A 21324-nucleotide genomic window follows, 5' to 3' on the forward strand; every position below is an offset into this window, starting at 1 on the left:
GTATGCCTCGTTCGCGTGCGGCGGCCCTTTCTGTTTTTTTAGTAATGATAAAGAAGTTAGTATTAGTTAGCGCCTGCTTTTGCCTTCTCGCTGCGAGCAAGGCGGAAGAGAACAAAGTAGTGGTAAAGGAAGTCTTCTTCACCACCGATCAATCGAGGGAGAATATCGACTCTCCCGCGGTGTGGCATGCTGCCGATGGCCGCAATTTGCTTTTTGCGACCAGCAAGGCGGGGCATTCCGTCAATGTGTTCGATGCGGAAAACGGCGCGATGGTGCAACGCCTCGGGGGCTTGGGATCCGAGCTCGGGCAGTTCAGCAGGCCCAATGGGGTTTGGGTTGTCGATGACTACATGCTGGTCGTCGAGCGCGACAACCGCCGCGTGCAAGTTGTGTATCTTCCAACGATGGTAGGAATCGCGACCTTTGGCGAAGAGCAGTTAGGTAAGCCTTATGGCCTTTACGTGCAACCGCTCGGTGGCGGCGAGTATGCCGTGTATGTGGCTGACAACTACGAGACGGCGGATGAGGAAATCCCAGCCGACCGCGACTTGAACCATCGCATCAATCGTTACCTCTTGGAGACGGCGGGTTCCACGGCGGATGCGGAATGGGAAACGGCGTTTGGGGCGACGTCGGGAGATGGCCGTCTGTATGTGGTCGAATCCGTCTTTGGCGATCCCGTCCACAACAGGCTTCTTGTCGCTGAAGAGCTAGAAGATGATAGCAAGGGCCGGCAGGTGAAGGTCTACGACCTCGATGGCCAGTTTACCGGCAAGACGTTCGGGAAAGGGATTTTCAAGAACCAGGTAGAAGGCATCGCCCTGTACGAGGTTTCGGCCAAGGCGGGTTACTGGATCGTAACGGACCAAGGAAAAATTGAAAATTGGTTCCACGTTTTCGATCGTGAGAGCTTGGAGTACCGCGGAAGCTTTTCGGGTGAGCGGACGCTCAACACGGATGGCATTTGGCTAAGCCAGAAGGCTACGCCACGCTACCCGCACGGGCTTTTCTACGCCTGCGACAACGATCGCGCGATCTCCGCTTTCGATTTGGGAGAGGTTCTCAAGCGCCTAGGCCTGAAGACCAGAGAGTAAGCTTTGCTAAGGCGAGATCGTGATTCGGCGATCAGGTGAAAAGCGATTTTACGGAGCCGTATCCTTGGATAGGATACGGCTTTCTTCGTTTTGAATGAACTGCTCCCTGCTTAAATTCGAGCAAACCGGAAGGTGAGGTGAAGCCATTTTGCCGCTACCGAAGCGAAGAAGGTGGAAGATCGTTTTAGGGTGGAAGGCCCCTGTGGGAAACGACTCTTTCGAGAGCGCCCTAGGTGAAAAGCCTTTACAAGGCATGGCTTCTGCTAGTCTATTTGAAAATTAGCTAACACATGTAGGGGCCTCGCCCTGCAGCACTCCTCCCCACAACGTACTATCCCCAAATATATGGCAGAATCCCGGTCCGAAAAGGCGAGTAACGATACCGCCTTGAGGTTTTATCGCGATGTGCTCGGTCTCGAGCGTCTTCACTACGGAATATGGAACGACGACGACGAGTTGACGTTCGAAGCCTTGAAAGAGGCGCAGGAACGCTACGAGAACTTTTTACTCGATAGCATTCCGGAGGGAAGCACCAGGATTCTCGATGTCGGCTGTGGTACGGGCGAGATGTGCGTCAACTTGCAAAAGCGGGGCTACGAGGTGGAAGGCCTGTCTCCCGACCGCAACCAGAAGCGCTATTTTGCCGAGAAGCTGAAGGTTCCCTTCCATCACTACCGCTTCGAGGAGTTCGAGCCCGAGGCAGGCAAGTACGACTGCATCATCATGAGCGAGTCTTGCCAGTACATCCCGGTAGACCGTGTGTTCGAGAATGCGGCCTTGGCCCTCAAGCCGGGCGGGCACCTGATGGTCTGCGATTATTTCGTGGTGGATCACGATGCGGGGATCCTTTCCAAGAGTGGACACTGCAGGGAGACCTTTTTGAAGACAGCTGAAGAGAAGGGCTACCAGATCGTGGAGCAACGCGATATCACTCGCGAAGCGGCCAAAACCTTGGACATGGGAAAGCTCATCGCAGATCGTATCCTGATGGCAGCCGACATGTTCACGGAGCGGTTCCGCGAAAAGCACAGCGTTTGCTTCAAGTTCGTGAAATGGCTGGGGCGCAAGAAAATCAAGAAGATGGAGGATCAGCTTCCCTTGCTCGACTCGAAGCGCTTCAGCGAAGTGAAGCGATATGAGTTTTACCTTTTCGAAAAGGCGTAGTCCGATTTGAGATCGGCTGGAAGGCGCTTAGGCTTAGCTCATGATTATCCCTAAAGCGCCCAAGCTCACCGATGCTCAACTGAAGGAAATTCTCTCTATTGTGCAGGATTTCGATTGCTCGATTCAAGTGATCGACGGGGCAGGGCAAAGCGTGTATGCGATAGTTGGAGACGAGCGACACGAGCTGATGATCAATCGGCTGGAGGGGCTCGTTTACGTCGATCGCGTCGATAAGATCCAGTCTCCCCACAAGCTTCTGGATATCCGCTCGGGATTGAACAACCATCGGGTAGTCTTTGGAGGAGTCGAGCTTGGCAAGCAGTTGCTGCTGATAGGCGGACACTGTACGGTGGATCCGAAGCAGCCGAACAAGTTTTACGAGACTGCGGATGCCTTGAAGGAAGCCGGCGTGCAGGCCCTCAGGGGAGGCGTTTGGAAGCCGCGCACCAATCCGTACTCGTATCAAGGGGACGCCAAAGCCTTGGAAATCCTGATGGAGGCTTCACGCCGCACCGGCTTGCCGGTGAACGCGGAGGTGATGGACGAGGAGCAGTTGGACCTCGCACTGGATGCCGGCGTGCACATGTTGCAAGTGGGAACCCGCAATGCCTTGAACTATTCCTTGTTGAGGCAAATAGGCAAAAAGATCGCGGGTCGCGACACGGTGGTTCTCCTGAAGCGAGGTCGCCATCTGGGACCGGTCAACGAATTCATTTCGGCTGCCGAGTACATCGTGACGTTCGGGAACCCTAACGTGATCCTGTGTCCCCGCGGCACTTTGCCCGGACTCGAAGGCTATCGAAACCATCCCGACGAGAGCATCACCCCCTTGCTCAAGGAAAGGACTTGGGCTCCAGTGGTGGTGGATCCGTCTCACTCCGTTGGCAAGTCGACCTACGTGGAGGCCTGCAGCATGGCGGCAGTTGCCTATGGGGCGGACGGGCTCTGTATCGAGTCGAACATCGACCCCATGGGCGGACTCGGAGACGATCCCAAGCAAGCGATAACGCCTGAAGCCTTTGCCCGTCTGGCCAAGAAATGCCGAGCGATTTGGGATTTGAGGAGAGGGTGAGGGAAGCGTAGCGTAGAGCGTCGGCCCGCGACCGCAGCGCAAAATTCGTAGGGTCGGCGCTCGCGTCGTTCCGCAATGCATAAGCAACGCGGCGTGTCGCGAGCGACAGCCCTACAAATACAAATTCCAAGGACGCTGGCTGAAGCTCGGCGCTACGGGTTGGGACGCTCTTGCTATTTCCCGGTTTTGGCCTGCTTGAGCAGGTATTCGAAGGCGGACAGGCCGGCTTTGGCGCCTTCGCCCATCGAGACAACGATCTGCTTGTAGGGAACGGTGGTGACGTCTCCAGCTGCGAAGATGCCGCTTTGGTTCGTTTCGCAACGCGTGTTGATTTCGATCTCGCCGTACTTGTTGGTTGCGACCACCTCTTTCGCGAAGGCGCTGTTGGGAGCGAGGCCGATCTGTACGAAGACCCCGTCGGTTGGGTATTCGCGCGTTTCTCCGCTGGCTCGGTCCTTCAAGATCATGGACGTCACCTTCTTGCCGTCGGATTCGATGCTTTCTGTAGCAGTTCCGGTAATGATGGTGGCATTCGCGGTACCGTGTAGTTGGTCGACCAATACTTGGTCCGCTTTCAGGGTATCCAAAAATTCTACGACGGTGACGGACTTGACGATCCCGGCGAGGTCGAGCGCCGCCTCGACTCCGGAATTGCCGCCTCCCACTACCACCACGTCTTTGCCCTTGAAAAAGGGCCCATCGCAGTGAGGGCAGTAGGCGACGCCTTTGCCTACGTTTTCCTTTTCGCCAGGCACGCCGAGCTCTCGCCATTTGGCCCCGGTGGCGAGGATCACGGAGCGGCTTTTGATCGTCTCCTTGCTGCTTAGGCTGAGCTGCCAGTCGCCGTCGTCTCGTTTGTTGAGGCCGTCGACGCGGACTTCCTCGCGAATCTTGACAGGGTAGGCCTCAACGTGGGCGCGCAAGTTCTTGGTCAACTCGGGACCGGTCGTTTTGGTGATGCCGATCAGATTCTCAATTCCCATGGTATCGGCCACTTGTCCGCCGATCTTCTCGGCCAGCATGAGCACCTTCAGTCCTTTGCGGGCAGTGTAGATGGCAGCTGCGGCGGCCGCAGGACCGCCTCCCACCACGGCGACGTCGTAGAGCGTGTGGTCGGCGACTGCCCTCACGGGAGCGACGGTGACGATCTTCTTCAGCTTTTCCAAGATTTCTGCTGCGTTGATCTGTCCGCTCGAAAAGGGCTTTCGGTTGAGGAAAACGGTGGGCACGCCTTGTACGTTTCGCTCTTCGGCGAATTTCTTGTGGGTGGCGCCGTCGATCATCTCGCAAGAAATGAGCGGATTGATAATGGAGAACTGGTTGAGCGTCTGGACGACGTCGGGGCAGTTGTGGCAGTCGAGTGAAACGATGACTTCGAAGCTGAGCTCGGTGTCGATGGCTGCGACTTGGCGGATGATGCTGTCGTCGAGCTTCACGGGGATGCCGCCGGCTTGCAGGAAGGCGAGCACGAAGGAGTTGAACTCGTGTCCGCCGGGGATGCCGGAGAAGCGGATGCCGGTCGGCTTGTGGTCCGCCTGGATTTCGAAGGTGAGGCCTTCGCGCACGTTGAATCCGGTTTCGCTGTAGATGAACTCGATTTTGTCCGAGACGGAATCGACTTGCTTGAGCATATCCACGAGCTCGGGGCGCTTGGAGTGTTTGCCGTCGAAGAGCTTGATCTGCACCGAGCGGGTGAGCTTCTCGGAGTAGGCTTTAAGGGTGTCGATGATTTGCGGAGTGAGCTTCATTTTCGAAATGCGGGTCGTTCTGTGGAATCTGTTCAAGTAGATGACGCTTGGGAGACGCCGTATCACGCAGCCTCTTTAGAGGTCAGGAAACGCGGCGTGTCGCGAGCGACAGCCCTACTGGCTTGGCTGAAAAAAATCCCCCTCGCGTGGAGGCGAAGGGGATTGTTTGGAAAGATTGGATACGGCTTAGATCTTGCCGACGAGGTCCAAGCTTGGCGTGAGGGTTTCTTCGCCTGGCTCCCACTTTGCCGGGCAAACCTGGCCGTCGTTGTTAGCGACGTACTGAGCAGCTTTGACCTTGCGGACGAGATCCTTGGCAGAGCGGCCGATTCCGAGGTCGTGCACTTCAGCAACCTTGATTTGACCCTCTGGATTCACAACGAACGTGCCGCGCAACGCGAGGCCTTCTTCTTCGATCATGACGTCGAATCCACGGGTGATGGCGCCGGTCGGGTCGCCGATCATCGGGAACTTGATCTTGTTGATGGTTTCGGAGGCGTCGTGCCATGCCTTGTGCACGAAGTGAGTGTCGGTAGAAACCGAATACACTTCAACGCCAGCAGCTTGCAGCTCTTCGTAGTGGTCAGCTAGGTCGCCGAGTTCCGTTGGGCAAACGAAGGTGAAATCCGCTGGGTAGAAGCAGAAGACTGCCCACTTGCCCTTCACGTCGTCGGAAGAAACGGTTACGAACTCTCCGTTGTGGAAAGCTTGAGCTTTGAATTCAGGAATGGTGCTGTTGATCTTTGCCATAAATTGATTGCAGAGGTGAGGCCTCTCGCTGGGTTTGTCACGCCCGTTTTTGGGGCGCTCCGTTTTTGGATGAGGCGGATACTAGCATCGCTAGGAAGATAGTTGAAATATATAATAGATATGGTTTCGATAAGCTGCATTTATGGAATTGCAGCAGTTGAGGTACTTCAGTTCAGTGGCCAAGCATCGGAATTTTACCCGCGCTGCGGAGGAGTGCCGGGTATCCCAACCGGCCTTGAGTATCCAGATCAAGAAGCTGGAAACGGAGCTGGGCGGGCCCTTGTTTCACCGCCAAGGTAGGACCATCGTCCTGACCAACGTAGGCAAGCAGCTCGAGGGCAAGGCGGAGTCGTTGCTGCGCTTGCACCAGAGTACCTTGGACGAGATGAGGGATGCTGTCGTATCGGGAGGAGAGGCTCATTTCGGCGCGACTTTGACGATCGCTCCCTACTTGATTCCCTACGTGGTGAGCCATGCGAATCAGGCGGACATACCGCCTTTCACCATGCAGGAAAATTTTACGGAGGGTTTGCTGGGCAGCATTCTCGATGGGAGCTTGGACTTTGCCTTGATGTCGACCCCGGTGGAGGAGCCGCGGCTCCTTGTCAAGGTGATCGCTCGCGAGCCTTTCGTCTTGGTTGTGCCCAAGGGTCATGCCTTGGCCAAGAAGCGTCGCGTGCTAGCGGCGGACGTGCGCCGGGAGCCGTTTTTGCCCTTGAGCCAGATTCATTGCGCGGGTCGCCAGATCAACGAATTTATCCAAGATACGGATACGCGTCCGAAGGCCTCCTTCGAAAGCGCTCAAATCGACACGATCCTCAAGCTCGTGAACAGCGGGCAAGGCGTTTCCCTGCTGCCGAAGATGTCGGTGCTGGGCTCATTGTCGGAGGGATTGTGCTATCGGGAGATTTCGGATGCCAAGATCGGGCGAGACATCTCCATGGTGCATCACCCGGACCGTTACCTCAGCGACTCCGTTCGCCAGCTTATGAAATTGCTGGAGAAGTGTATCAACGGCTTCGTCAAGGAGCGTTGACCGAAGCGCCGCGGGACGGCGCGAGGGCCACGTTTTGACACGGGAAGCAACTTGGCGGATTGGGGTAACGCTGGGCTCGACAGAGGGGGAGACCGGCACCAGATTTCCGCCATCGAAAAGAAAGCAGACAATTCCAAGCCGGAGGGGCAGCCGGACCGTTTCATTTCCCAGGATCTCCATGGGGCTCGTTTGGACAAGACGGTGAAGCAGCACTTCCAGTTGCCTTGGGGGAAGGCGAGGGCTTGGATCGATACGGGCAAGGTGTTTATCGACGGGAATTGCGTTGCTGACCAATCCTTTCCGGTAACGGCAGGAACGCGTATCGAGCTCCGCATGAGCCAGCCTAAGCAAAGGGCGGAACCCAAGCTCGATCCGCGTCTTGTCGTGCATTACGACGAGGATCTCATTGTTTTGAACAAGCCTTCTGGGATGATGACTGTACCGCATCCGGAAAGCCCGGAAGAGGAAACGCTGGACCGGTTGGCCTTGGACTTTTTGCGCGCCAAGGATCCGAAGGCGGCCAGCAATCGGGCCAGTCTTGGGGTCGTGCATCGTATCGACAAGGACACGAGCGGACTGGTGGTTTTTGCCCGTACCCATGTTGCCTTGAAGGCTCTCTCGGAGCAGTTTCGCTCCCATTCCATCGAACGTCGTTACTTGGCGATCGTGCACGGTCGCCCGAAGGCTCAGACCATCGAGACGCGAATTGCTCGCGACGCGGGGGATGGTTTGCGCGGATCGGTCGCGGAGGGCGCAAAGAACAAAAAAGGGGACGAGCTCGGTAGACGGGCCGTTACCCACTTGCACCTTGTGCAAAGCGTAGGCGACGCATCGCTTGTGGCTTGCCGTATCGATACTGGACGCACGCACCAGATTCGAATTCACCTGAGCGAGATTGGACATCCGATCGTAGGCGAGAAGGTGTACGTTCGCGGATTCGAAGGTGCGTTGATTTCCGCTCGACGTACTATGCTTCACGCCGAGCGACTTGGCTTTATTCATCCTCGTTCCGGCGAACAAGTGGTTTGGGTGGAGCCGCCGACTCCAGATTTTCTCAAGTTGTTGGGGGCTCTTTCGCTCAAGCTGTCGTGATTTTTCGCTGAAATTTGTTCCTTCGACACGAATTAGCTCGCTGTTGCTGGATTAGTGGGCCTTGTGGGTGGCTAGTTTATGGGAGCCCATTTCGTTTCGGGAGTCCCGAGGTGTTTTCCGGTTTGGCGTCGCTGTTCGAATTACCCTTTTTCGAATACAGTGATGCCTAAATACAAAAGATATGGAAATATACGTTGGAAACATCTCCTTCGACGCAACTGAAGGCGACCTGCAAGACGCATTCGAAGAGTTCGGCGCAATCTCGCAGCTGAAGATTATTACTGACCGTGAAACGGGACGTTCGCGTGGCTTTGCATTCGTGACCATGGATGATGCCGAACAGGCAAAAGCGGCAATCGAAGGCCTCAATGGCCGCGATATCGCCGGGCGCGAACTCTCGGTTCGCGAAGCAACCCCTCGCGCTCCCCGTAGTGGCGGTGGTGGCCGTGGTTTCGGCGGCGGCGGCGGCGGCCGCGGTGGTTATGGTGGCGGAGGTCGCGGTGGCGATCGTCGCGGCGGTGGCGGCGGATACGGTCGTGGACGCTAAGCTTTGAGCGAAAGCCAATAAAGATTTTCGAAGACTCCGTACCGATCAGGACGGAGTCTTTTTTGTGTACCGGTTTTTGACGCGAGTCGCTTTGGCCGGCTATGCCTCAGTCGCAGTAAAGCTTGCGCAGGGTGCCGATGAGGGTGGCGATTTCCGGCGAATCGAGGCGGTAGTAGATGGTTTGCTGGTCTCGGCGAGTCGCCACCAGACTGAGCTCCCTTAGCTTGGCCAGGTGTTGGGAGAGGGCGGACTGGCTCAATTCGACTTCGACGCTCAGGTTGCCAACGCTGACCTCTCCTTCGCCTAGCCGGCAAAGGATCGCGAGGCGCTTTGGATTGGCCATGGCCTTAAGCGTGCCTACTGCCCGCATCAGTGACGCTATTTCTTTTTCGGTCGGCATGATTTCTTCGAGCATTTCGGTAGGTTTCCTCTCTGTCGGTTGCAAGTAAATATTAGAAAACTCTAAAGTAAAGCTTGCAATATTAGAAAAATCTAAATTAGAAAAGCTTCATGAATATTGATCGTATCGTTTTCGCATTTGCAGGCACGATGATCCTGGCCGGGGTCGCGTTGGGCGTTTGGGTAAACCAGTTCTGGTTCATTCTTCCTGCGTTCGTCGGCCTCAACATGTTTCAAGCGGCCTTCACGCGCATCTGCCCTTTGGCATTCATGCTCAAGAAGATGGGCATGAAGAGTGGTTGCGCCTTCGAGTAGGGAAGCGGGGGACGAAGATGTTGCGCTATCTCCTGCCGATAGGACTGGGACTGCTGCTAGGGGCGGTTCTGGGATATTTTGGCCAATGCAGTTCGGGGGCTTGTCCGCTGACCGCGACATGGTGGCGTGGCGCGCTTTACGGGGGGGACGATCGGTTTGGTTTACGCTTTGGGAAGCCCGAGCGCTTAGAGAATGATGAAGCTTAAGAGAATGAACATGACGATGGTCGGCATGGCCTTTTTAGTCGCGAGCACGGGCCTGCCTCAGACCCAGCCGTGGACGTTGCAGGCCGCCATAGAAACGGCTTTGCAAAACAGCCCGGACGCCCAGGTTGCCCAGTCGCGCATTGCTGGGGCGGAAGCGATGTTGGAGGAGGCTCGGTCTTACGGGATGCCTCAGCTGTCGGTGAAGAGCAGTTACATGCAGACGGACAGCCCAATGATGGCATTCGGTTCCATTTTGAACCAGCGCGCCTTTGATTTTGGCCTCGACTTCAATAATCCGGGCAGGATCGATAATCTCAACGCGAGCGCCGTAGTGGGCCTTAATCTTTACGCGGGCGGCCAGGTTGCCGCTGGCAAAAAAGCTGCCGAAGCTGGGTTGAGCGCGGCGACCTTTGACGATGAGGCTGCACGGCAGGCGCTCGTCGCCCAAACGGTCAAAGCTTATCTGGATATTCGAAAAGCGTCGGAAGCTGTTGAGGCGGTACGAGCGGGAGTGAAGGCTTACGAGGCCGCTGTATCCAATGCGCAACTGCGTTATGATGCGGGACAGGTTTTGAAGTCCGACTTGCTGAGTTTAGAGGTGCAACTTGCTCAGACCAAGGAGCAGCTTGCACAGGCGCGTCACTTCAAGCGTCTAGCAGAGCGCGGTTTCGCTTTCGTGCTCGGTCTGCCGGCAGATGGAAGCGAGGTTGTTTTGTCGTTGGATGATAGCGGCGTGAACCGTATCCTGGAACCTGATACGTACGACTATTCAGGGCGCCCTGAGCTGCAAGCGCTGCGCGAGCGAGAAAAGGCTGCCTCAGCAATGCGTTCTTTGGCAGCGGGGGGAGGCAGGCCAAAAGTCATGGGCTTCGCGAGCTACCAGTACGATCAAGGCTGGGAGACGGAGAAAGGGGCAGATTCCTGGTTGGCTGGGGTTGCGGTAAACATCGATATCTTCGATGGCGGTAGGACGGCGTCCAAGGTGAAGCAAGCGGAAGCCCAGTTGGCCGCGCTGCGGCAATACATCCGTAAAGCCGAACTCGGTATCGGACTAGAAGTCGAACAGGCTCGACTCGCTGTAGAGTTGGCCAAGGAGCGCGTCGCGGTCACGGAGCTGTCGCTTGCTCAAGCTGAGGAAAGCGCCTCGCTCAGCCGCTCTCGTTTCGAGGCGGGGGCCTTGCTCACTGCCGAGCTGATCGGAGTGGAAGGGAGATTGATGGAGGCGCGCATGCGGCGAGCGATTGCCTTGGCCGATTTGAAGATAGCGATTGCCCAGTTGCGCAAAGCAGTAGGGCTATTTCCGATACAGAACTGAACTTACAGCTAAAACTATTTCGAAGGATGAAGACGAATTTGGATAAAGGATTTTTATTGAGCGTGGGAGCATTGGTTCTCTTGGGAATGGGAGCTTGCTCGAAGCGCGCAGGCGAAGCGTCGGTCGAAACGCCTCCTGCATTGCCTGCCGCTCTCGTCGAGCTGGCTGTCGCGGATGGCGTGGAATTGCCTGGTCGAGTTGCGATTACCGGTGTGGTTCGGGCTAGCGAGCGGGCTGTAATCGCTCCTAAAGTTATGGGAACGATACGTTCGATTCCTGTCGATCTTGGACAGAATGTAAGGGCGGGCGACCTTTTGGTGAGAATAGAAGCAGCAGAAATTTCGGCGAAGGTCCTGCAGGCACAGGCGCAATTGACCCAATCCAAGCGAGATCTAGAGCGAGAGCGTTCGCTCTTGGAAAAAGGTGCCAGCACGTCGGAGACGGTTAAGAACCTGACAGATCGCGTTACCATCGCGAATGCGGTGCTGCAAGAGGCCGAGGTGATGCTCGGTTACACTGAGTTGAGGGCGCCCTTCGACGGATCGGTGTCGCGCATCTACTCGGACGAAGGAAGTCTTTCGGCTCCTGGCATGCCCTTGCTTGAGGTTCAGGGAGACGCGGGGTACGAAGTGGAGGCATCGATTCCCGAGTCTCTCGCTGGCCGATTGGAACTAGGCGCGTACTATTCCGTGAGCCTACCCGCCAGCGAAGGGCAGCTCCAGGCCGTACTCAAGGAGGTTTCCTCGGGATTCGATATTTCGAGTCGCACAGTGACGGCTCGCTTTTCTTTGCCCGGCGGTGTATCCGCCCGCTCAGGACAGTTTGCGAAGCTCGTCGTTTTGGGCCCTTCTAAACGGGTTGTAACGGTACCTGAATCAGCTGTTTCACGTGTGGGCCAGATGGAGCGTGTATTCGTAGCGCACGAGGGCGCCGCTCAGCTGCGTCTCGTCAAGACCGGCGCTCGACTCGATGGCGATATCGAGGTTTTAGGCGGACTTGACGCTGGTGAACGTGTTGTCGTTGGCGGCGAGTCTGCTTTGAGAGAGGGGCAAGCCCTCATCGTGAAACGCTAGCTGAAACGTTTCAAAAGATGGATACAAAAAAATACGGATTTGCTGGCAAGTTGGCTGGCATGTTTATCGAGTCTAAGCTCACACCTTTAGCGGTGGTTGCCTCGCTGCTGCTTGGAGTGTTCGCGGTTTTGATGTTACCTCGCGAGGAGGAGCCACAGATCAAGGTGCCCATGATCGACGTGATGGTGGGAATGCCCGGGGCCAGCGCTGCGGAAGTGGAGAATCGGGTCACGAGGCCCATGGAGCAACTGCTCTGGGAAATTCCCGACGTGGAATACCTCTATTCTACCTCGAGCCCAGGCGGGGCTATGGTGATCGTGAGGTTCAAGGTGGGGACTGACTTGGAGGCGGCATTGGTGCGTCTCAACCAAAAGTTGCAGACAAACTTCGACCGAATTCCCCAGGGGGTGACGCCTCCTCTAGTGAAGCCGCGTGGCATCGACGATGTGCCGGTTCTCGCTTTGACCTTTCACAGCGAGGTCTACGACCACCTGACCTTGCGGCGGGTGGCGGCACAAGTCATGGACGAGGTAAAGCCGATTTCTCAAGTTGCGGAAACCACCTTGATTGGTGGTACGAAAAGGCAGGTCCGCGTGCAGCTTGACGCTCAAGCCTTGGCGGCCCGCGATCTATCCGTCAGCTACCTGATACCGATGCTGCAGCAGGCAAACGTTCAGGCTCATGCTGGATCGCTTTCCAGCGCCAACACGGAGACGCTCCTGCAGACGGGCTCCTTTTTTGGGAACGCGGACGATGTCGGACGCGTCGTGGTAGGTGTATCGCAGGGGGGGCCGGTTTACTTGCGGGATGTAGCGACCATCGTGGACGCCGCTGAGGAACCGGGCAACTACGTGCTGTTCGGATCGGCTGAGAGGGCAGAAGAGGCGGCAGTTACTCTGAGCATAGCAAAGCGGCCCGGCGCTAACGCTGTAGATGTGGTGAGTGAAGTGTTGCAGAAAGTGGATACGCTCAAGGGGAGTCTGATCCCAGCGGACATCGACGTCGCGGTAACGCGAGACTATGGGGCGACCGCTAGCGAAAAGTCCAATGAGTTGCTCCTACACATGGGAATCGCAGTTTTCGGGGTTGCGGTATTGATTTTGCTTTTTCTCGGTTGGCGCGAGTCGATGGTAGTCTTGCTCGCAATCCCTGTGACGCTAGGGCTTACCTTGCTCGTGTTCTACCTTTATGGATACACGCTAAACCGGATCACGTTGTTCGCCCTGATCTTCTCGATCGGTATTTTGGTCGATGACGCGATTGTTGTGGTGGAAAACGTAGTGCGCCACATGGGCCTCTCAGGAAGCCGGAAGAAGTCGCTTGTTGAGATCTCAGTGGAGGCGGTCGACGAGGTCGGCAATCCTACGATTTTAGCTACTTGGGCGGTGATCGCTGCGGTTTTGCCGATGGCCTTCGTAAGCGGTTTGATGGGGCCATACATGCGTCCGATACCGGTTGGCTCGAGCGCGGCGATGCTGTTCTCCTTGCTGGTTGCCTTCGTAGTGACCCCTTGGGCGGCCCTGAAGGCATTGCGTGGCCACCAAAGCGAGGCAAAGCAAAACGAGTATTCAGATGATGGAACAAAGTCTGGTCAGGAAGACGAGGATTCGATGCCGGACAACGCTTTTACGCGGCTCTACGCTGGGGTCATGCGCCCGCTTTTGAAGCATCGTTTATGGCGGTGGGCGTTCTTGTTGGTTGTTGCGGGCTTGACTGTCGGGTCCATGGCTCTGGTGGGCATTGGAGCAGTTAAAGTGAAGATGTTGCCTTTCGACAATAAGTCTGAGTTTCAGGTGATCATTGATACTCCGGAAGGCACGACTTTGGAGCAGACGGCGCGAGTCGCGCGGGAAATGGCCGCAGCTCTCAAAGACGAACCTGAGGTGAAGGACTACCAAGTTTACGTAGGCACGGCGTCGCCTTTTAACTTCAACGGATTGGTGCGTCACTACTTCATGCGGCGTGGACCGAACGTAGCAGACATACAAGTAAACCTGCTGCCGAAGCACGACCGGGAGGCGCAAAGCCACGACATCGCGAAGCGTATTCGTCCTAAACTTACACCGATTGCGGAAAGGCATGGAGCGTCTTTCGCGGTGGCGGAAGTTCCGCCGGGGCCGCCCGTTCTGCAAACTCTCGTGGCGGAAATCTATGGACCGACCGCGGAGGCTCGCTTGAAGTTAGCGACTGCGGTGAAGGAAATTTTCGAAAGCACGGAAGGCGTGGTCGATGTGGATTGGTACGTGGAAGCGGAGCAAGCGAAGACTCTTCTGGTGCTCGACGAGGAAAAGGCGGCGCTGCACGGGATTACGGAGGCGGCTGTGGCGCGAGCGATTCAGCTTGGTTCTCTAGGCTACCCTGTAGGCCTCTTGCACGACGAGGCGGAGCGGGAGGACGTTACTGTCTTGCTCGAGTTGCCGCCGGAAGCTCGGGCACGGGCGGAGGATCTTTTAGCGCTCGAATTGCGTTCGGAAATGAACCCGATGGCTCCTCTTGTGCCGCTCCGCGAACTGGTTTCAGTGCAGGAAACGAAGGGAGAACGAAACATCTATCATAAGAACCTGATGAACGTGACCTACGTTACGGCTGACGTCGCAGGCGTGGTTGAGAGTCCGGTTTACGCTATCTTGGAGATGAACAAGAAGCTTGCGAAGCTCAATGGCACTGATTTCGGCGGAACGGAAGAGTCGGTGGCTCTATACAATGCTTCCATGCCGTTCAGCGACCTCCAGCCAGCCATGAAGTGGGACGGAGAGTGGCAGGTGACCATCGAGGTATTCAGGGACCTGGGACTCGCTTTCGGGGCGGTATTGATCTTGATCTACATGCTCATGGTCGGCTGGTTCAAAAACTATACGACCCCCTTGATTGTGATGACGGTGATCCCATTCTCCCTTGTCGGAATCATGCCGGCTCATTGGGGAATGGGAGCGTTCTTCTCGGCAACTTCCATGATCGGCTTCATGGCAGGGGCCGGTATCGTGGTGCGTAATTCCATTATCCTGGTGGATTTCATCGAACTGCGCTTGAGCCATGGGCTCGGTTTGGCGGAGGCTTGCGTGGAAAGCGGCGCGGTGCGTTTTCGGCCCATGATGTTGACTGCATTGGCGGTAGTTGTTGGGGGAGTCGTCATTTTGACTGACCCCATCTTCCAAGGGCTTGCCATTTCATTGCTCTTCGGGGCGTTGGCATCGCTGGTTATCAGCCCGTTGGCGGTGCCGCTGATCTACTACATGAGCCACGCCAAGGGGCGTCGATAAGCAAAGTGGGGGCTGACCGCGGCCAATCGACCGTCGAGCGTTTAGCGCTCTTCCTCCTCGTGCTCCTCTTCCCACTCCGGCAAGGGAGGCAGGTCCTTTTTCCAGTACATCATGAGAACAAAACCGATGATTGCTCCACCGATATGGGCGGTATGAGCAATGCCTCCCCCGAAAATGGCGAAGCCGGTAATTTCCGAAAAGAGATCGAAGAGAATCAGAGCCGGCACGAAGAACTTGGCTTTGATGGGCACTGGGAGAAAGAGAAGCAGTATCTTGCCGTTAGGGAATAGGACTGCGAAGGCTACGAGGATGCCGTAGAGGGCTCCTGAGGCTCCGAGCATGCTGCCGTTGTAGATGAGATAGAAGTCGACCCGCTCGTCGTACGTAAGGGCCCTCGTTATGTCGGCGGGCTCTAGCTTGCCCACTAGAAATGCGTGTATAGATTCTGCGGATACGTTAATGGCGTTCAGGTGGTCGATGTATTCCCCGAACTCGTACACGTTGAGGCCGGTGTAGATGAGTCCAGCGCCTAGCCCCGCGGAGAGGTAGAAAACGATGAAGCGCTTCGTCCCCCAAACCTGTTCGAGAAGGCTGCCGAAGGTGAAAATGCCGACCATGTTGAAGAGCAGGTGAGCTTCGTTGCCGTGCATGAACATATGGCTCAGAAACTGCCAGAGTCCGAAGTCGGCATGGTAGGGGAAGTGGAGGGCGAGCAGGGTATCGAGCGGGTTCTCTGGGTAGAGCTCCTCGGGAGTGACCTCGGGGGCGAGCAGCCATTTGACGGCGAAGACGAGGATGTTGGTCGCGAGCAGCGCGACCACGGCGGGCGATTCTTTCAGTAAGCGTTTGATAGCAAGGGGATGTTGGAATCAGGCGGTTTTTTAAAGCCGGAAATGTAAGATCTGATCTCTAGCGAAACTGCCTTTGCGAGCACTCGTTTCCCGCTCAGGCACATCGTATTCTCGAAAAGGTGGTTTGCGGGGACCGGTTAGACGTTAATCATTAAATGCTTACGGACCTAGGTGGGGATTGTTTCCGAATTCCTTAGACATTGAGCAGAGGCGGTCTACCTTCTGCTGCGGGTCGCGGTTCTCAGGAAGCACTTTGGGCGTCGACGACCCGAGAATACAATAAATACATATGTCAAAAGGAACAATTAAGTGGTTTGATCAGGAAAAGGGCTACGGCTTCATTCAGCAGAGTGAAGGCGGCAACGATCTTTTCGTGCATCACTCCGAGACGGACGGTTATGCTCTCAACGAGGGGGATACCGTCGAATTCGAGGTCGGAGAAGGCCGCAAGGGCCCTTGCGCCACTAAAGTACAGAAGGTATAGCTGCCTTCTGCCATAGAGTTCCAGTTCGCGTTTGCGATTGAGCCTTTTGGTTCGCTGGGATTCTGAGGGTATCGAATTTACGAATACCAAGTAGCGAGAGAGGGATACCTCTCTCGTTTTTCGTGTCTGGTGGGATGCTTCCCCTCGGAAAATATGGCCGCAGCTGTTTATGCCTAGCGAAGTTTTTCGATGGCTTCGATGACGGCGTCGTTGTCATCGGTGGAGGTGCGGATGAAGAGCTCCTGCAAGCCCTTGGCGGTTTGAGTCACCGCCTTCAGGCCGCCAGGTTGCTTTCGTTGGATCTTGACGCTTCCGGTACGACTGCCGCCGCCTAGGGACTTGCCGCCGTAGGATCGGCCGATGATGACGCCCACGACGCCCGGCAGCCCCTCAATTTTCTTGATGGTGTGCTGGCATTCTTTGGATGTGCTTTGATGGCGACCGCGCGAGGGCATGGTGGTGAAGTAAAGGAGCTTGGCGGAAATTGTCTAGTTGCAGTTTGGCCTGGGATCGCGAACTTGGAATGGAAGTCTTATGTTTAAGGAAATCAAGAACCTCGGCCGCGTCGACTTTTCAACCTGTATCCCGTTTCGCATTACAGACCACAACTATGGGGACCACGTGGCGAATAATGTGTTTGTCGAGTATTTGCATGAGGGGCGCGTACAGTTTCTCGCGAACTTCGGCTACACCGAGAAAGACGTGGAGGGGGTCGGGCTGATCCTGTCGGAGCTAGGCGTTAAGTACACGAAGCAGGCTTTTTATCCGGATACGCTGCGTTTGGACATGACGATCGTGAACCTTCGACCCACCCGTTTCGATCTCTGTTATCGTGGATACAACCAGAGGGGCGAACTGCTGCTGTTGGCCAAGACCGAGATGGCGGCCTTCGACGCTAGCAGTGGCAAGCCCATCCGCATGCCGGAGGCTTTTCTCGATCGCTTTCGGAGTGATGAAAAGTAGTTGAAACTAGTTCCTGCTTTTGGGCGAAGGAAACAGCTTCCCGCTCGAGTTGGTCGGATCCAGGAATAGGATCGCTAAACAGGCGAGCGAGACGCAGACCGAGCCCCAGAAGTAGAAGGGATCGGCGAGACAGAAACTAGGCTGTATCGCGAAGGCGAATACTAGGCCAACGATGGCTCCGCCAAAGTGGGCGTCGTGTCCAATGTTGCCGACTTTCTTTCTCAGTCCCCAAAACGATCCAAGGAGGTAGATCAGCGCGAAGGCGTTGCCTGGAATGGCGATGGGGATGAATAACAGGCTTACTCCTGTTCCTGGAACGAGGAAGATGGTGGAGAAGATGATGCCGCTGACTCCGCCAGAGGCGCCGAGAGCTGCGTACTGGTGGTGGCGGTGCAGGAAAAGGGAGAGGAGGGAGCCGCCCATTACGGAAAAGAGGTAGACCGCTACTAAGGTTTTCCATCCGTAGAGAATTTCGATAGCGCTGCCGAAGGAGTAGAAAGCGAAGAGGTTGAAGCCGGCGTGCATCCAGTCAGCGTGGATCAAGGCGCTGGCAAGGATGCGGTCCCATTGGCCGTCGACGAGGATTTCCCGTGGCTTGAAGAGGAGACGTTGCAGGATTTCGGGTCTGGAAAAGGCAATTTGCGTGACGACGGCTGTGATGGCGCAAATGGCGATAGTGACGGGGGCGTTCATGGACGGGATGGGTGGCTAAATCTTGATTGTCGGACCTAGGAATTTGGGATTTCGTTTAAGTATCCAAACATCGATGACGGATTTTATGCGAGCAAGCTCTTCCCGGAGGAGTGTTTTGGTTGAATGGGCGACAGAAACGTCCGCGGCGTTGAGTCCGTAAGCTTCGAAGCCTTTGCTGCGAGCGATGTACACGGCTCGCTTGTTGTGGAACTCTTGGGATACGACGATGAACTGGGTTTGCCCGAAGACTTCGCGAGCGCGAATCATGGAGTCGAGTGTACTGAAGCCGGCGTAGTCGCAAACAATGTCTGCCTCGGGCACTCCGTTTTTTATGAGTGCATCTTTCATGTCGGCAGGTTCGTTGTAGTGGGTTCGTGAGTTGTCTCCGCTGACAATGAGCTTGCGCACGCGGCTCGAGTGGTAGAGCTCAGCTGCTTTCTTTATCCTGTTTTGGAAGAATGCGTTGGCCCGGCCGTCGGACAAGGTGCTCGAACAGCCGAGCACGACGGCAGTTTCGCAAAAGGGAAGTTTGGCGAGTTCGTTGTATACATGGCCATGCGCCTTTCGCTCGATCATGGCCCGGGCGACCAAGGTCGAGGCGATGCCAGCTAGGAGTAGGCTGGAGCTTAGGAGTGCGAACTTTTTGAGACGGGTCACGGCGTTTAGTTTGATTGGTAGGGATGCAAAACTCTTCGCTTGCCTAGACGCCGTGTCGAAGAGGATAGTTCCAGCATGTTGAAATCCGCGACCATTCCCTTGCTGCTCGTTTTTTTGGCGATGGTCGGGTGTCAGACTACGGGAATGGATTCGGCTGCCTATACGCGAGCCCGTTTCTTTCTCGAGTCGGTGTCGAGCGAGGGCTACGGCGCGGCGGTTGCCTTGCCGGTGAGCGGAATTCACATACCGTTGCAAGGCCAAGCGATCGTCTCGGAGTACGACTACCTGGCAGTGGATGTGGTGGATGTGGATTTGGGGCGCTGCTTGGTATTTACCTTGAAACCGGCAGCGGCCCGTGAGTTTTATCAGATCTCTGTTGGCAACCAGGGGAAGCGCTTGGTGCTGATAGTGAATGGGGAACCGTTGGGGGTGCGTCTGATTGACGGACCGATCGCGGATGGACGAATTTTCGTGTTCCTGGAGGTTAGCGACAGCAACCTCATGGAGTTAGCGAGGAAACTGAAGGAAACTAATTTTGACATTCAAAAAAAGCTTAAGCGCTAGGGCGCTTCTTTTCTTCTTTGTATTTGCTTGTTGGGGACAGGCGCAGGAGGCGCTTCGATTGGGTCCTCACTTTTGGCCCACGCCAAATCCTGCTTTTTTGCAGCATGGAAAGATGGAAGGCGTTTTGCAGCCGACGGTTTCCGGTCGGATCACGTCCGGCTTGTTCGGGTGCGTGCGCAATGGGGGGCACCGATTCCATGAGGGCTTGGACTTGCGGTCGATCGCGCGGGATCGTCGCAACGAGGCCACGGATCCCATCTTTTCCTTCGACGAGGGCATTGTGCGCTACGTGAACGAGGTGGCGGGCAACAGTAGCTATGGCCGTTACGTGGTCATCGAGCACCCGCAGATCGCTCCGGGCTTCGTTAGTCTCTATGCTCACCTGAGCACGGTGGACGATGGGATCGAAGCGGGTGTATCCGTTAGAGGGGGACAACGCATCGCCGTGATGGGGCGCAGCGCGGGCGGCTACTCCATCCCTCGCAGCCGGGCGCACTTGCACTTCGAGCTCGGTTTTTGGCTCGGTCCAGATTTTCAGAAGTGGTACGACCAGCAACCCTACGACTCGGAAAACGAGCATGGTTCCTTCAATGGCATGAACATCGTCGGAGTCGACGCTTGGGCCTTGTGCGGAGCGTTGCGGCGTGGCGAGGCGTCGGATGCCTGGGAATACCTGATGAGCGAGCAAATCGCGGTCGAAGCTTTCGTGCGAGATACTGCGATTCCCGATTTGCTGAAGGTGAATCCGAATTTGATGCACAATGATGTCATCCCGCCGGATCACGCGGGTTGGCGAGTGGAGCTCACTTGGTACGGCTTGCCTACGCGTTTCAAGGCTCTGACTGCGGCCCAGATGGAGGGCTATGAGCGTTGGTTGACGGTACATGCCCTGCGTCCGGACTTGATCGAGGGAAACCTTTGTCTGGACTTGGCGGAGGAGAACGCCTTTGGCGGCGCTGGCTCGAAGCTCAACAGCTTGATGAAGCGGATGTTCGTAAAGTGAGTGGGAATGGGGGGCGAAGCCGGTAGGGCCGGGGCAGTACCCGGTTGTCGGATCGCTAGCATCCTTCAATGGGCGAATACGGCCAAAAAAAACGCCGTCCCGTTGCCGGCACGACGTTTAGTAAAGTGTTTTCGAGAAGCTTAGGCTTCGGGCTTGGTCTTCTTGAGGCCGGAAACGCGGTCGCCGTCTTTCCACTCGCCGCGCTTCTTCAGAAGCTCTACGCGCTCGAAGCGCTTGAGTACGTTTCTCTTGGCGCCGGTAGCGGCGTTGGACTTGTAGCTAGGATGCTGTGACATGGTCGAAAATGGTTCCGGTTAAATGAAGCCGCGGAGGTTGCAGACTTCATTCGCCCATTTCAAGTACTTTTCTGAAACTTTTTCCGCTCTGCAGCAGACCCACTTCGGCGTGTCGTAAGGATGCCTGTCGGCCACGAAGGTTTCCAGCTTTGGCAAGGCGGATTCCAGGGCGAAGAGCACGATTCGGATTTCTTCCTCCTTTTCGACCTTGTCCTTCCAGCGGTAGACGGAGGTGATGGGGGAGTCGATTTGCACGCAGGCGGCGAGGCGGCTCTTGACGATGTCTTCGGCGAGCGACTCGGCCTCCGGAATTCGCGACACGGTGGTGTAGCACACGAATAGATTGTCGGATTTGGGCATGGTAACAGTGATGCTTGCTTGGGATTCCTAGGGTTCCGCGACAAAATGCGGAAGCGAAAAGCCGGAATAAGCACTTGACCCACCTTGGCAGCAAGGTAAAAGGGCGGATTCCATTAATTAGGAGGCAGCTTTGAGAGAAGATTATATTAAAGAAGCACGCAAGGTCATCAAAGACCCGAACATCTTGATTAACGTGGTTTCCCGCCGCGTTAAGCAGCTACGCCATGGCAACCGCCCGCTGGTCGAATCGCTTGAGAAGCTGAATCCCGAGGATATCGCTCTCCGCGAGATCATCGAGGGCAAGATCAGCTACGAGCTCGCCGAGTAGTTGGCGCTCGCGGCGGGTGTGCAGGCGCTTTCCGATCACTTTGACAGAGCGCGG

25 protein-coding genes are annotated in these 21324 nt (G+C 56.1%); 16 read left to right on the top strand and 9 right to left on the bottom strand.

What is annotated here, in order from left to right; translation table 11 throughout:
* Window positions 1–44 precede the first annotated feature (44 nt).
* The 3 genes from IEN85_RS07355 (at window position 45) to IEN85_RS07365 (ending at window position 3330) form a co-directional block, all read left to right on the top strand.
* Window positions 45–1094 carry a phytase gene (locus tag IEN85_RS07355; protein ID WP_191616438.1) on the top strand — a complete coding sequence of 350 codons (1050 nt, stop codon included), beginning with the start codon at window positions 45–47 and terminating at the stop codon, window positions 1092–1094.
* A gap of 345 nt (window positions 1095–1439) precedes the next feature.
* Entirely contained in the window at window positions 1440–2258 is an 819-nt protein-coding gene (locus tag IEN85_RS07360) for a class I SAM-dependent methyltransferase (RefSeq protein WP_191616439.1), read from the top strand.
* A gap of 40 nt (window positions 2259–2298) precedes the next feature.
* The gene (locus IEN85_RS07365; protein ID WP_191616440.1) at window positions 2299–3330 is read left to right on the top strand and encodes a 3-deoxy-D-arabino-heptulosonate 7-phosphate synthase; all 1032 of its coding nucleotides are present in this window, start codon (window positions 2299–2301) and stop codon (window positions 3328–3330) included.
* Between the two features lie 173 nt (window positions 3331–3503).
* On the opposite strand, the gene ahpF is transcribed toward IEN85_RS07365, so the two are convergent.
* Together ahpF and ahpC are read right to left on the bottom strand one after the other, a co-directional pair.
* Window positions 3504–5078 (bottom strand): alkyl hydroperoxide reductase subunit F, encoded by a 1575-nt coding sequence (ahpF, locus tag IEN85_RS07370; protein ID WP_191616441.1) that lies wholly within the window; start codon window positions 5076–5078, stop codon window positions 3504–3506.
* A 186-nt stretch (window positions 5079–5264) separates the two neighbouring features.
* A complete protein-coding gene (ahpC, locus tag IEN85_RS07375; RefSeq protein WP_191616442.1) occupies window positions 5265–5828 on the bottom strand; it encodes an alkyl hydroperoxide reductase subunit C in 564 nt (187 codons plus the stop codon).
* Window positions 5829–5970: 142 nt separating this feature from the next.
* Between ahpC and IEN85_RS07380 the strand changes: the two genes are divergently transcribed.
* The 3 genes from IEN85_RS07380 to IEN85_RS24650 all read left to right on the top strand — a co-directional run bounded on the left by IEN85_RS07380 (window position 5971) and on the right by IEN85_RS24650 (window position 8503).
* Window positions 5971–6864 carry a LysR family transcriptional regulator gene (locus IEN85_RS07380; protein WP_191616443.1) on the top strand — a complete coding sequence of 298 codons (894 nt, stop codon included), beginning with the start codon at window positions 5971–5973 and terminating at the stop codon, window positions 6862–6864.
* Between the two features lie 51 nt (window positions 6865–6915).
* Window positions 6916–7956, top strand: a complete 1041-nt coding sequence (locus tag IEN85_RS07385) for an RluA family pseudouridine synthase (protein ID WP_191616444.1) — start codon at window positions 6916–6918, stop codon at window positions 7954–7956.
* Between the two features lie 181 nt (window positions 7957–8137).
* The gene (locus tag IEN85_RS24650; protein ID WP_191616445.1) at window positions 8138–8503 is read left to right on the top strand and encodes an RNA recognition motif domain-containing protein; all 366 of its coding nucleotides are present in this window, start codon (window positions 8138–8140) and stop codon (window positions 8501–8503) included.
* Between the two features lie 106 nt (window positions 8504–8609).
* Here the strand turns inward: IEN85_RS24650 and IEN85_RS07395 are convergent, their stop codons facing one another.
* Window positions 8610–8918 carry an ArsR/SmtB family transcription factor gene (locus IEN85_RS07395; protein ID WP_224772498.1) on the bottom strand — a complete coding sequence of 103 codons (309 nt, stop codon included), beginning with the start codon at window positions 8916–8918 and terminating at the stop codon, window positions 8610–8612.
* Between the two features lie 95 nt (window positions 8919–9013).
* Between IEN85_RS07395 and IEN85_RS07400 the strand changes: the two genes are divergently transcribed.
* From IEN85_RS07400 to IEN85_RS07415, 5 genes are read left to right on the top strand one after another with little or no spacing between them, the layout of a single operon-like run.
* A complete protein-coding gene (locus IEN85_RS07400) occupies window positions 9014–9217 on the top strand; it encodes a YgaP family membrane protein (protein ID WP_191616446.1) in 204 nt (67 codons plus the stop codon).
* A gap of 17 nt (window positions 9218–9234) precedes the next feature.
* Entirely contained in the window at window positions 9235–9423 is a 189-nt protein-coding gene (locus IEN85_RS24880; protein WP_224772499.1) for a DUF6132 family protein, read from the top strand.
* Window positions 9410–10738 (top strand): TolC family protein, encoded by a 1329-nt coding sequence (locus tag IEN85_RS07405; protein ID WP_224772500.1) that lies wholly within the window; start codon window positions 9410–9412, stop codon window positions 10736–10738. Before IEN85_RS24880 ends, IEN85_RS07405 begins: the two co-directional genes overlap by 14 nt.
* A 26-nt stretch (window positions 10739–10764) precedes the next feature.
* Window positions 10765–11811: an efflux RND transporter periplasmic adaptor subunit gene (locus IEN85_RS07410; RefSeq protein WP_191616447.1), complete on the top strand. Its 1047-nt coding sequence runs from the start codon at window positions 10765–10767 to the stop codon at window positions 11809–11811.
* A 17-nt stretch (window positions 11812–11828) separates the two neighbouring features.
* Window positions 11829–15071 (top strand): efflux RND transporter permease subunit, encoded by a 3243-nt coding sequence (locus IEN85_RS07415; RefSeq protein WP_191616448.1) that lies wholly within the window; start codon window positions 11829–11831, stop codon window positions 15069–15071.
* A 41-nt stretch (window positions 15072–15112) separates the two neighbouring features.
* Here the strand turns inward: IEN85_RS07415 and IEN85_RS07420 are convergent, their stop codons facing one another.
* Window positions 15113–15892, bottom strand: a complete 780-nt coding sequence (locus IEN85_RS07420) for a rhomboid family intramembrane serine protease (RefSeq protein WP_309027118.1) — start codon at window positions 15890–15892, stop codon at window positions 15113–15115.
* 319 nt (window positions 15893–16211) lie between these two features.
* On the opposite strand from IEN85_RS07420, the gene IEN85_RS07425 reads away from it, so the two are divergent.
* Window positions 16212–16406, top strand: a complete 195-nt coding sequence (locus IEN85_RS07425) for a cold-shock protein (protein ID WP_191616449.1) — start codon at window positions 16212–16214, stop codon at window positions 16404–16406.
* A 173-nt stretch (window positions 16407–16579) separates the two neighbouring features.
* Here IEN85_RS07425 and IEN85_RS07430 read toward each other — a convergent pair whose 3' ends face one another.
* Window positions 16580–16861 (bottom strand): DUF2103 domain-containing protein, encoded by a 282-nt coding sequence (locus tag IEN85_RS07430; RefSeq protein WP_191616450.1) that lies wholly within the window; start codon window positions 16859–16861, stop codon window positions 16580–16582.
* Window positions 16862–16940: 79 nt separating this feature from the next.
* Here IEN85_RS07430 and IEN85_RS07435 point away from each other — a divergent pair, with 79 nt between their 5' ends.
* Complete coding sequence (locus tag IEN85_RS07435; protein ID WP_191616451.1) at window positions 16941–17369, top strand: acyl-CoA thioesterase; 429 nt, start codon at window positions 16941–16943, stop codon at window positions 17367–17369.
* 6 nt (window positions 17370–17375) lie between these two features.
* On the opposite strand, the gene IEN85_RS07440 is transcribed toward IEN85_RS07435, so the two are convergent.
* Window positions 17376–18062 carry a rhomboid family intramembrane serine protease gene (locus tag IEN85_RS07440; RefSeq protein ID WP_191616452.1) on the bottom strand — a complete coding sequence of 229 codons (687 nt, stop codon included), beginning with the start codon at window positions 18060–18062 and terminating at the stop codon, window positions 17376–17378.
* Between the two features lie 15 nt (window positions 18063–18077).
* The gene (locus tag IEN85_RS07445; RefSeq protein WP_318186592.1) at window positions 18078–18719 is read right to left on the bottom strand and encodes a SanA/YdcF family protein; all 642 of its coding nucleotides are present in this window, start codon (window positions 18717–18719) and stop codon (window positions 18078–18080) included.
* 75 nt (window positions 18720–18794) lie between these two features.
* Between IEN85_RS07445 and IEN85_RS07450 the strand changes: the two genes are divergently transcribed.
* Together IEN85_RS07450 and IEN85_RS07455 are read left to right on the top strand one after the other, a co-directional pair.
* A complete protein-coding gene (locus IEN85_RS07450; protein ID WP_191616453.1) occupies window positions 18795–19283 on the top strand; it encodes a hypothetical protein in 489 nt (162 codons plus the stop codon).
* A gap of 97 nt (window positions 19284–19380) precedes the next feature.
* Window positions 19381–20286, top strand: coding sequence for a M23 family metallopeptidase (locus IEN85_RS07455; protein WP_191616454.1), 906 nt, complete (start codon window positions 19381–19383; stop codon window positions 20284–20286).
* Between the two features lie 140 nt (window positions 20287–20426).
* Here the strand turns inward: IEN85_RS07455 and IEN85_RS07460 are convergent, their stop codons facing one another.
* Both IEN85_RS07460 and cutA read right to left on the bottom strand, forming a co-directional pair.
* A complete protein-coding gene (locus IEN85_RS07460) occupies window positions 20427–20582 on the bottom strand; it encodes a small basic protein (protein WP_191616455.1) in 156 nt (51 codons plus the stop codon).
* 18 nt (window positions 20583–20600) lie between these two features.
* The gene (cutA, locus tag IEN85_RS07465; protein ID WP_191616456.1) at window positions 20601–20942 is read right to left on the bottom strand and encodes a divalent-cation tolerance protein CutA; all 342 of its coding nucleotides are present in this window, start codon (window positions 20940–20942) and stop codon (window positions 20601–20603) included.
* A 130-nt stretch (window positions 20943–21072) separates the two neighbouring features.
* Between cutA and IEN85_RS07470 the strand changes: the two genes are divergently transcribed.
* Window positions 21073–21270: a DNA-directed RNA polymerase subunit omega gene (locus tag IEN85_RS07470; RefSeq protein WP_191616457.1), complete on the top strand. Its 198-nt coding sequence runs from the start codon at window positions 21073–21075 to the stop codon at window positions 21268–21270.
* Window positions 21271–21324: the final 54 nt, after the last annotated feature.

This window comes from Pelagicoccus enzymogenes (assembly GCF_014803405.1).
In the GTDB taxonomy this organism is placed as follows: domain Bacteria; phylum Verrucomicrobiota; class Verrucomicrobiia; order Opitutales; family Opitutaceae; genus Pelagicoccus; species Pelagicoccus enzymogenes.

Coding starts and splice junctions, on each gene's coding strand:
- IEN85_RS07355 (WP_191616438.1), top strand. CDS start 45: ATGATAAAGAAGTTAGTATTAGTTAGCGCCTGCTTTTGCCTTCTCGCT.
- IEN85_RS07360 (WP_191616439.1), top strand. CDS start 1,440: ATGGCAGAATCCCGGTCCGAAAAGGCGAGTAACGATACCGCCTTGAGG.
- IEN85_RS07365 (WP_191616440.1), top strand. CDS start 2,299: ATGATTATCCCTAAAGCGCCCAAGCTCACCGATGCTCAACTGAAGGAA.
- ahpF (WP_191616441.1), bottom strand. CDS start 5,078: ATGAAGCTCACTCCGCAAATCATCGACACCCTTAAAGCCTACTCCGAG.
- ahpC (WP_191616442.1), bottom strand. CDS start 5,828: ATGGCAAAGATCAACAGCACCATTCCTGAATTCAAAGCTCAAGCTTTC.
- IEN85_RS07380 (WP_191616443.1), top strand. CDS start 5,971: ATGGAATTGCAGCAGTTGAGGTACTTCAGTTCAGTGGCCAAGCATCGG.
- IEN85_RS24650 (WP_191616445.1), top strand. CDS start 8,138: ATGGAAATATACGTTGGAAACATCTCCTTCGACGCAACTGAAGGCGAC.
- IEN85_RS07395 (WP_224772498.1), bottom strand. CDS start 8,918: ATGCTCGAAGAAATCATGCCGACCGAAAAAGAAATAGCGTCACTGATG.
- IEN85_RS07400 (WP_191616446.1), top strand. CDS start 9,014: ATGAATATTGATCGTATCGTTTTCGCATTTGCAGGCACGATGATCCTG.
- IEN85_RS24880 (WP_224772499.1), top strand. CDS start 9,235: ATGTTGCGCTATCTCCTGCCGATAGGACTGGGACTGCTGCTAGGGGCG.
- IEN85_RS07405 (WP_224772500.1), top strand. CDS start 9,410: ATGATGAAGCTTAAGAGAATGAACATGACGATGGTCGGCATGGCCTTT.
- IEN85_RS07410 (WP_191616447.1), top strand. CDS start 10,765: ATGAAGACGAATTTGGATAAAGGATTTTTATTGAGCGTGGGAGCATTG.
- IEN85_RS07415 (WP_191616448.1), top strand. CDS start 11,829: ATGGATACAAAAAAATACGGATTTGCTGGCAAGTTGGCTGGCATGTTT.
- IEN85_RS07425 (WP_191616449.1), top strand. CDS start 16,212: ATGTCAAAAGGAACAATTAAGTGGTTTGATCAGGAAAAGGGCTACGGC.
- IEN85_RS07430 (WP_191616450.1), bottom strand. CDS start 16,861: ATGCCCTCGCGCGGTCGCCATCAAAGCACATCCAAAGAATGCCAGCAC.
- IEN85_RS07435 (WP_191616451.1), top strand. CDS start 16,941: ATGTTTAAGGAAATCAAGAACCTCGGCCGCGTCGACTTTTCAACCTGT.
- IEN85_RS07440 (WP_191616452.1), bottom strand. CDS start 18,062: ATGAACGCCCCCGTCACTATCGCCATTTGCGCCATCACAGCCGTCGTC.
- IEN85_RS07450 (WP_191616453.1), top strand. CDS start 18,795: ATGTTGAAATCCGCGACCATTCCCTTGCTGCTCGTTTTTTTGGCGATG.
- IEN85_RS07460 (WP_191616455.1), bottom strand. CDS start 20,582: ATGTCACAGCATCCTAGCTACAAGTCCAACGCCGCTACCGGCGCCAAG.
- cutA (WP_191616456.1), bottom strand. CDS start 20,942: ATGCCCAAATCCGACAATCTATTCGTGTGCTACACCACCGTGTCGCGA.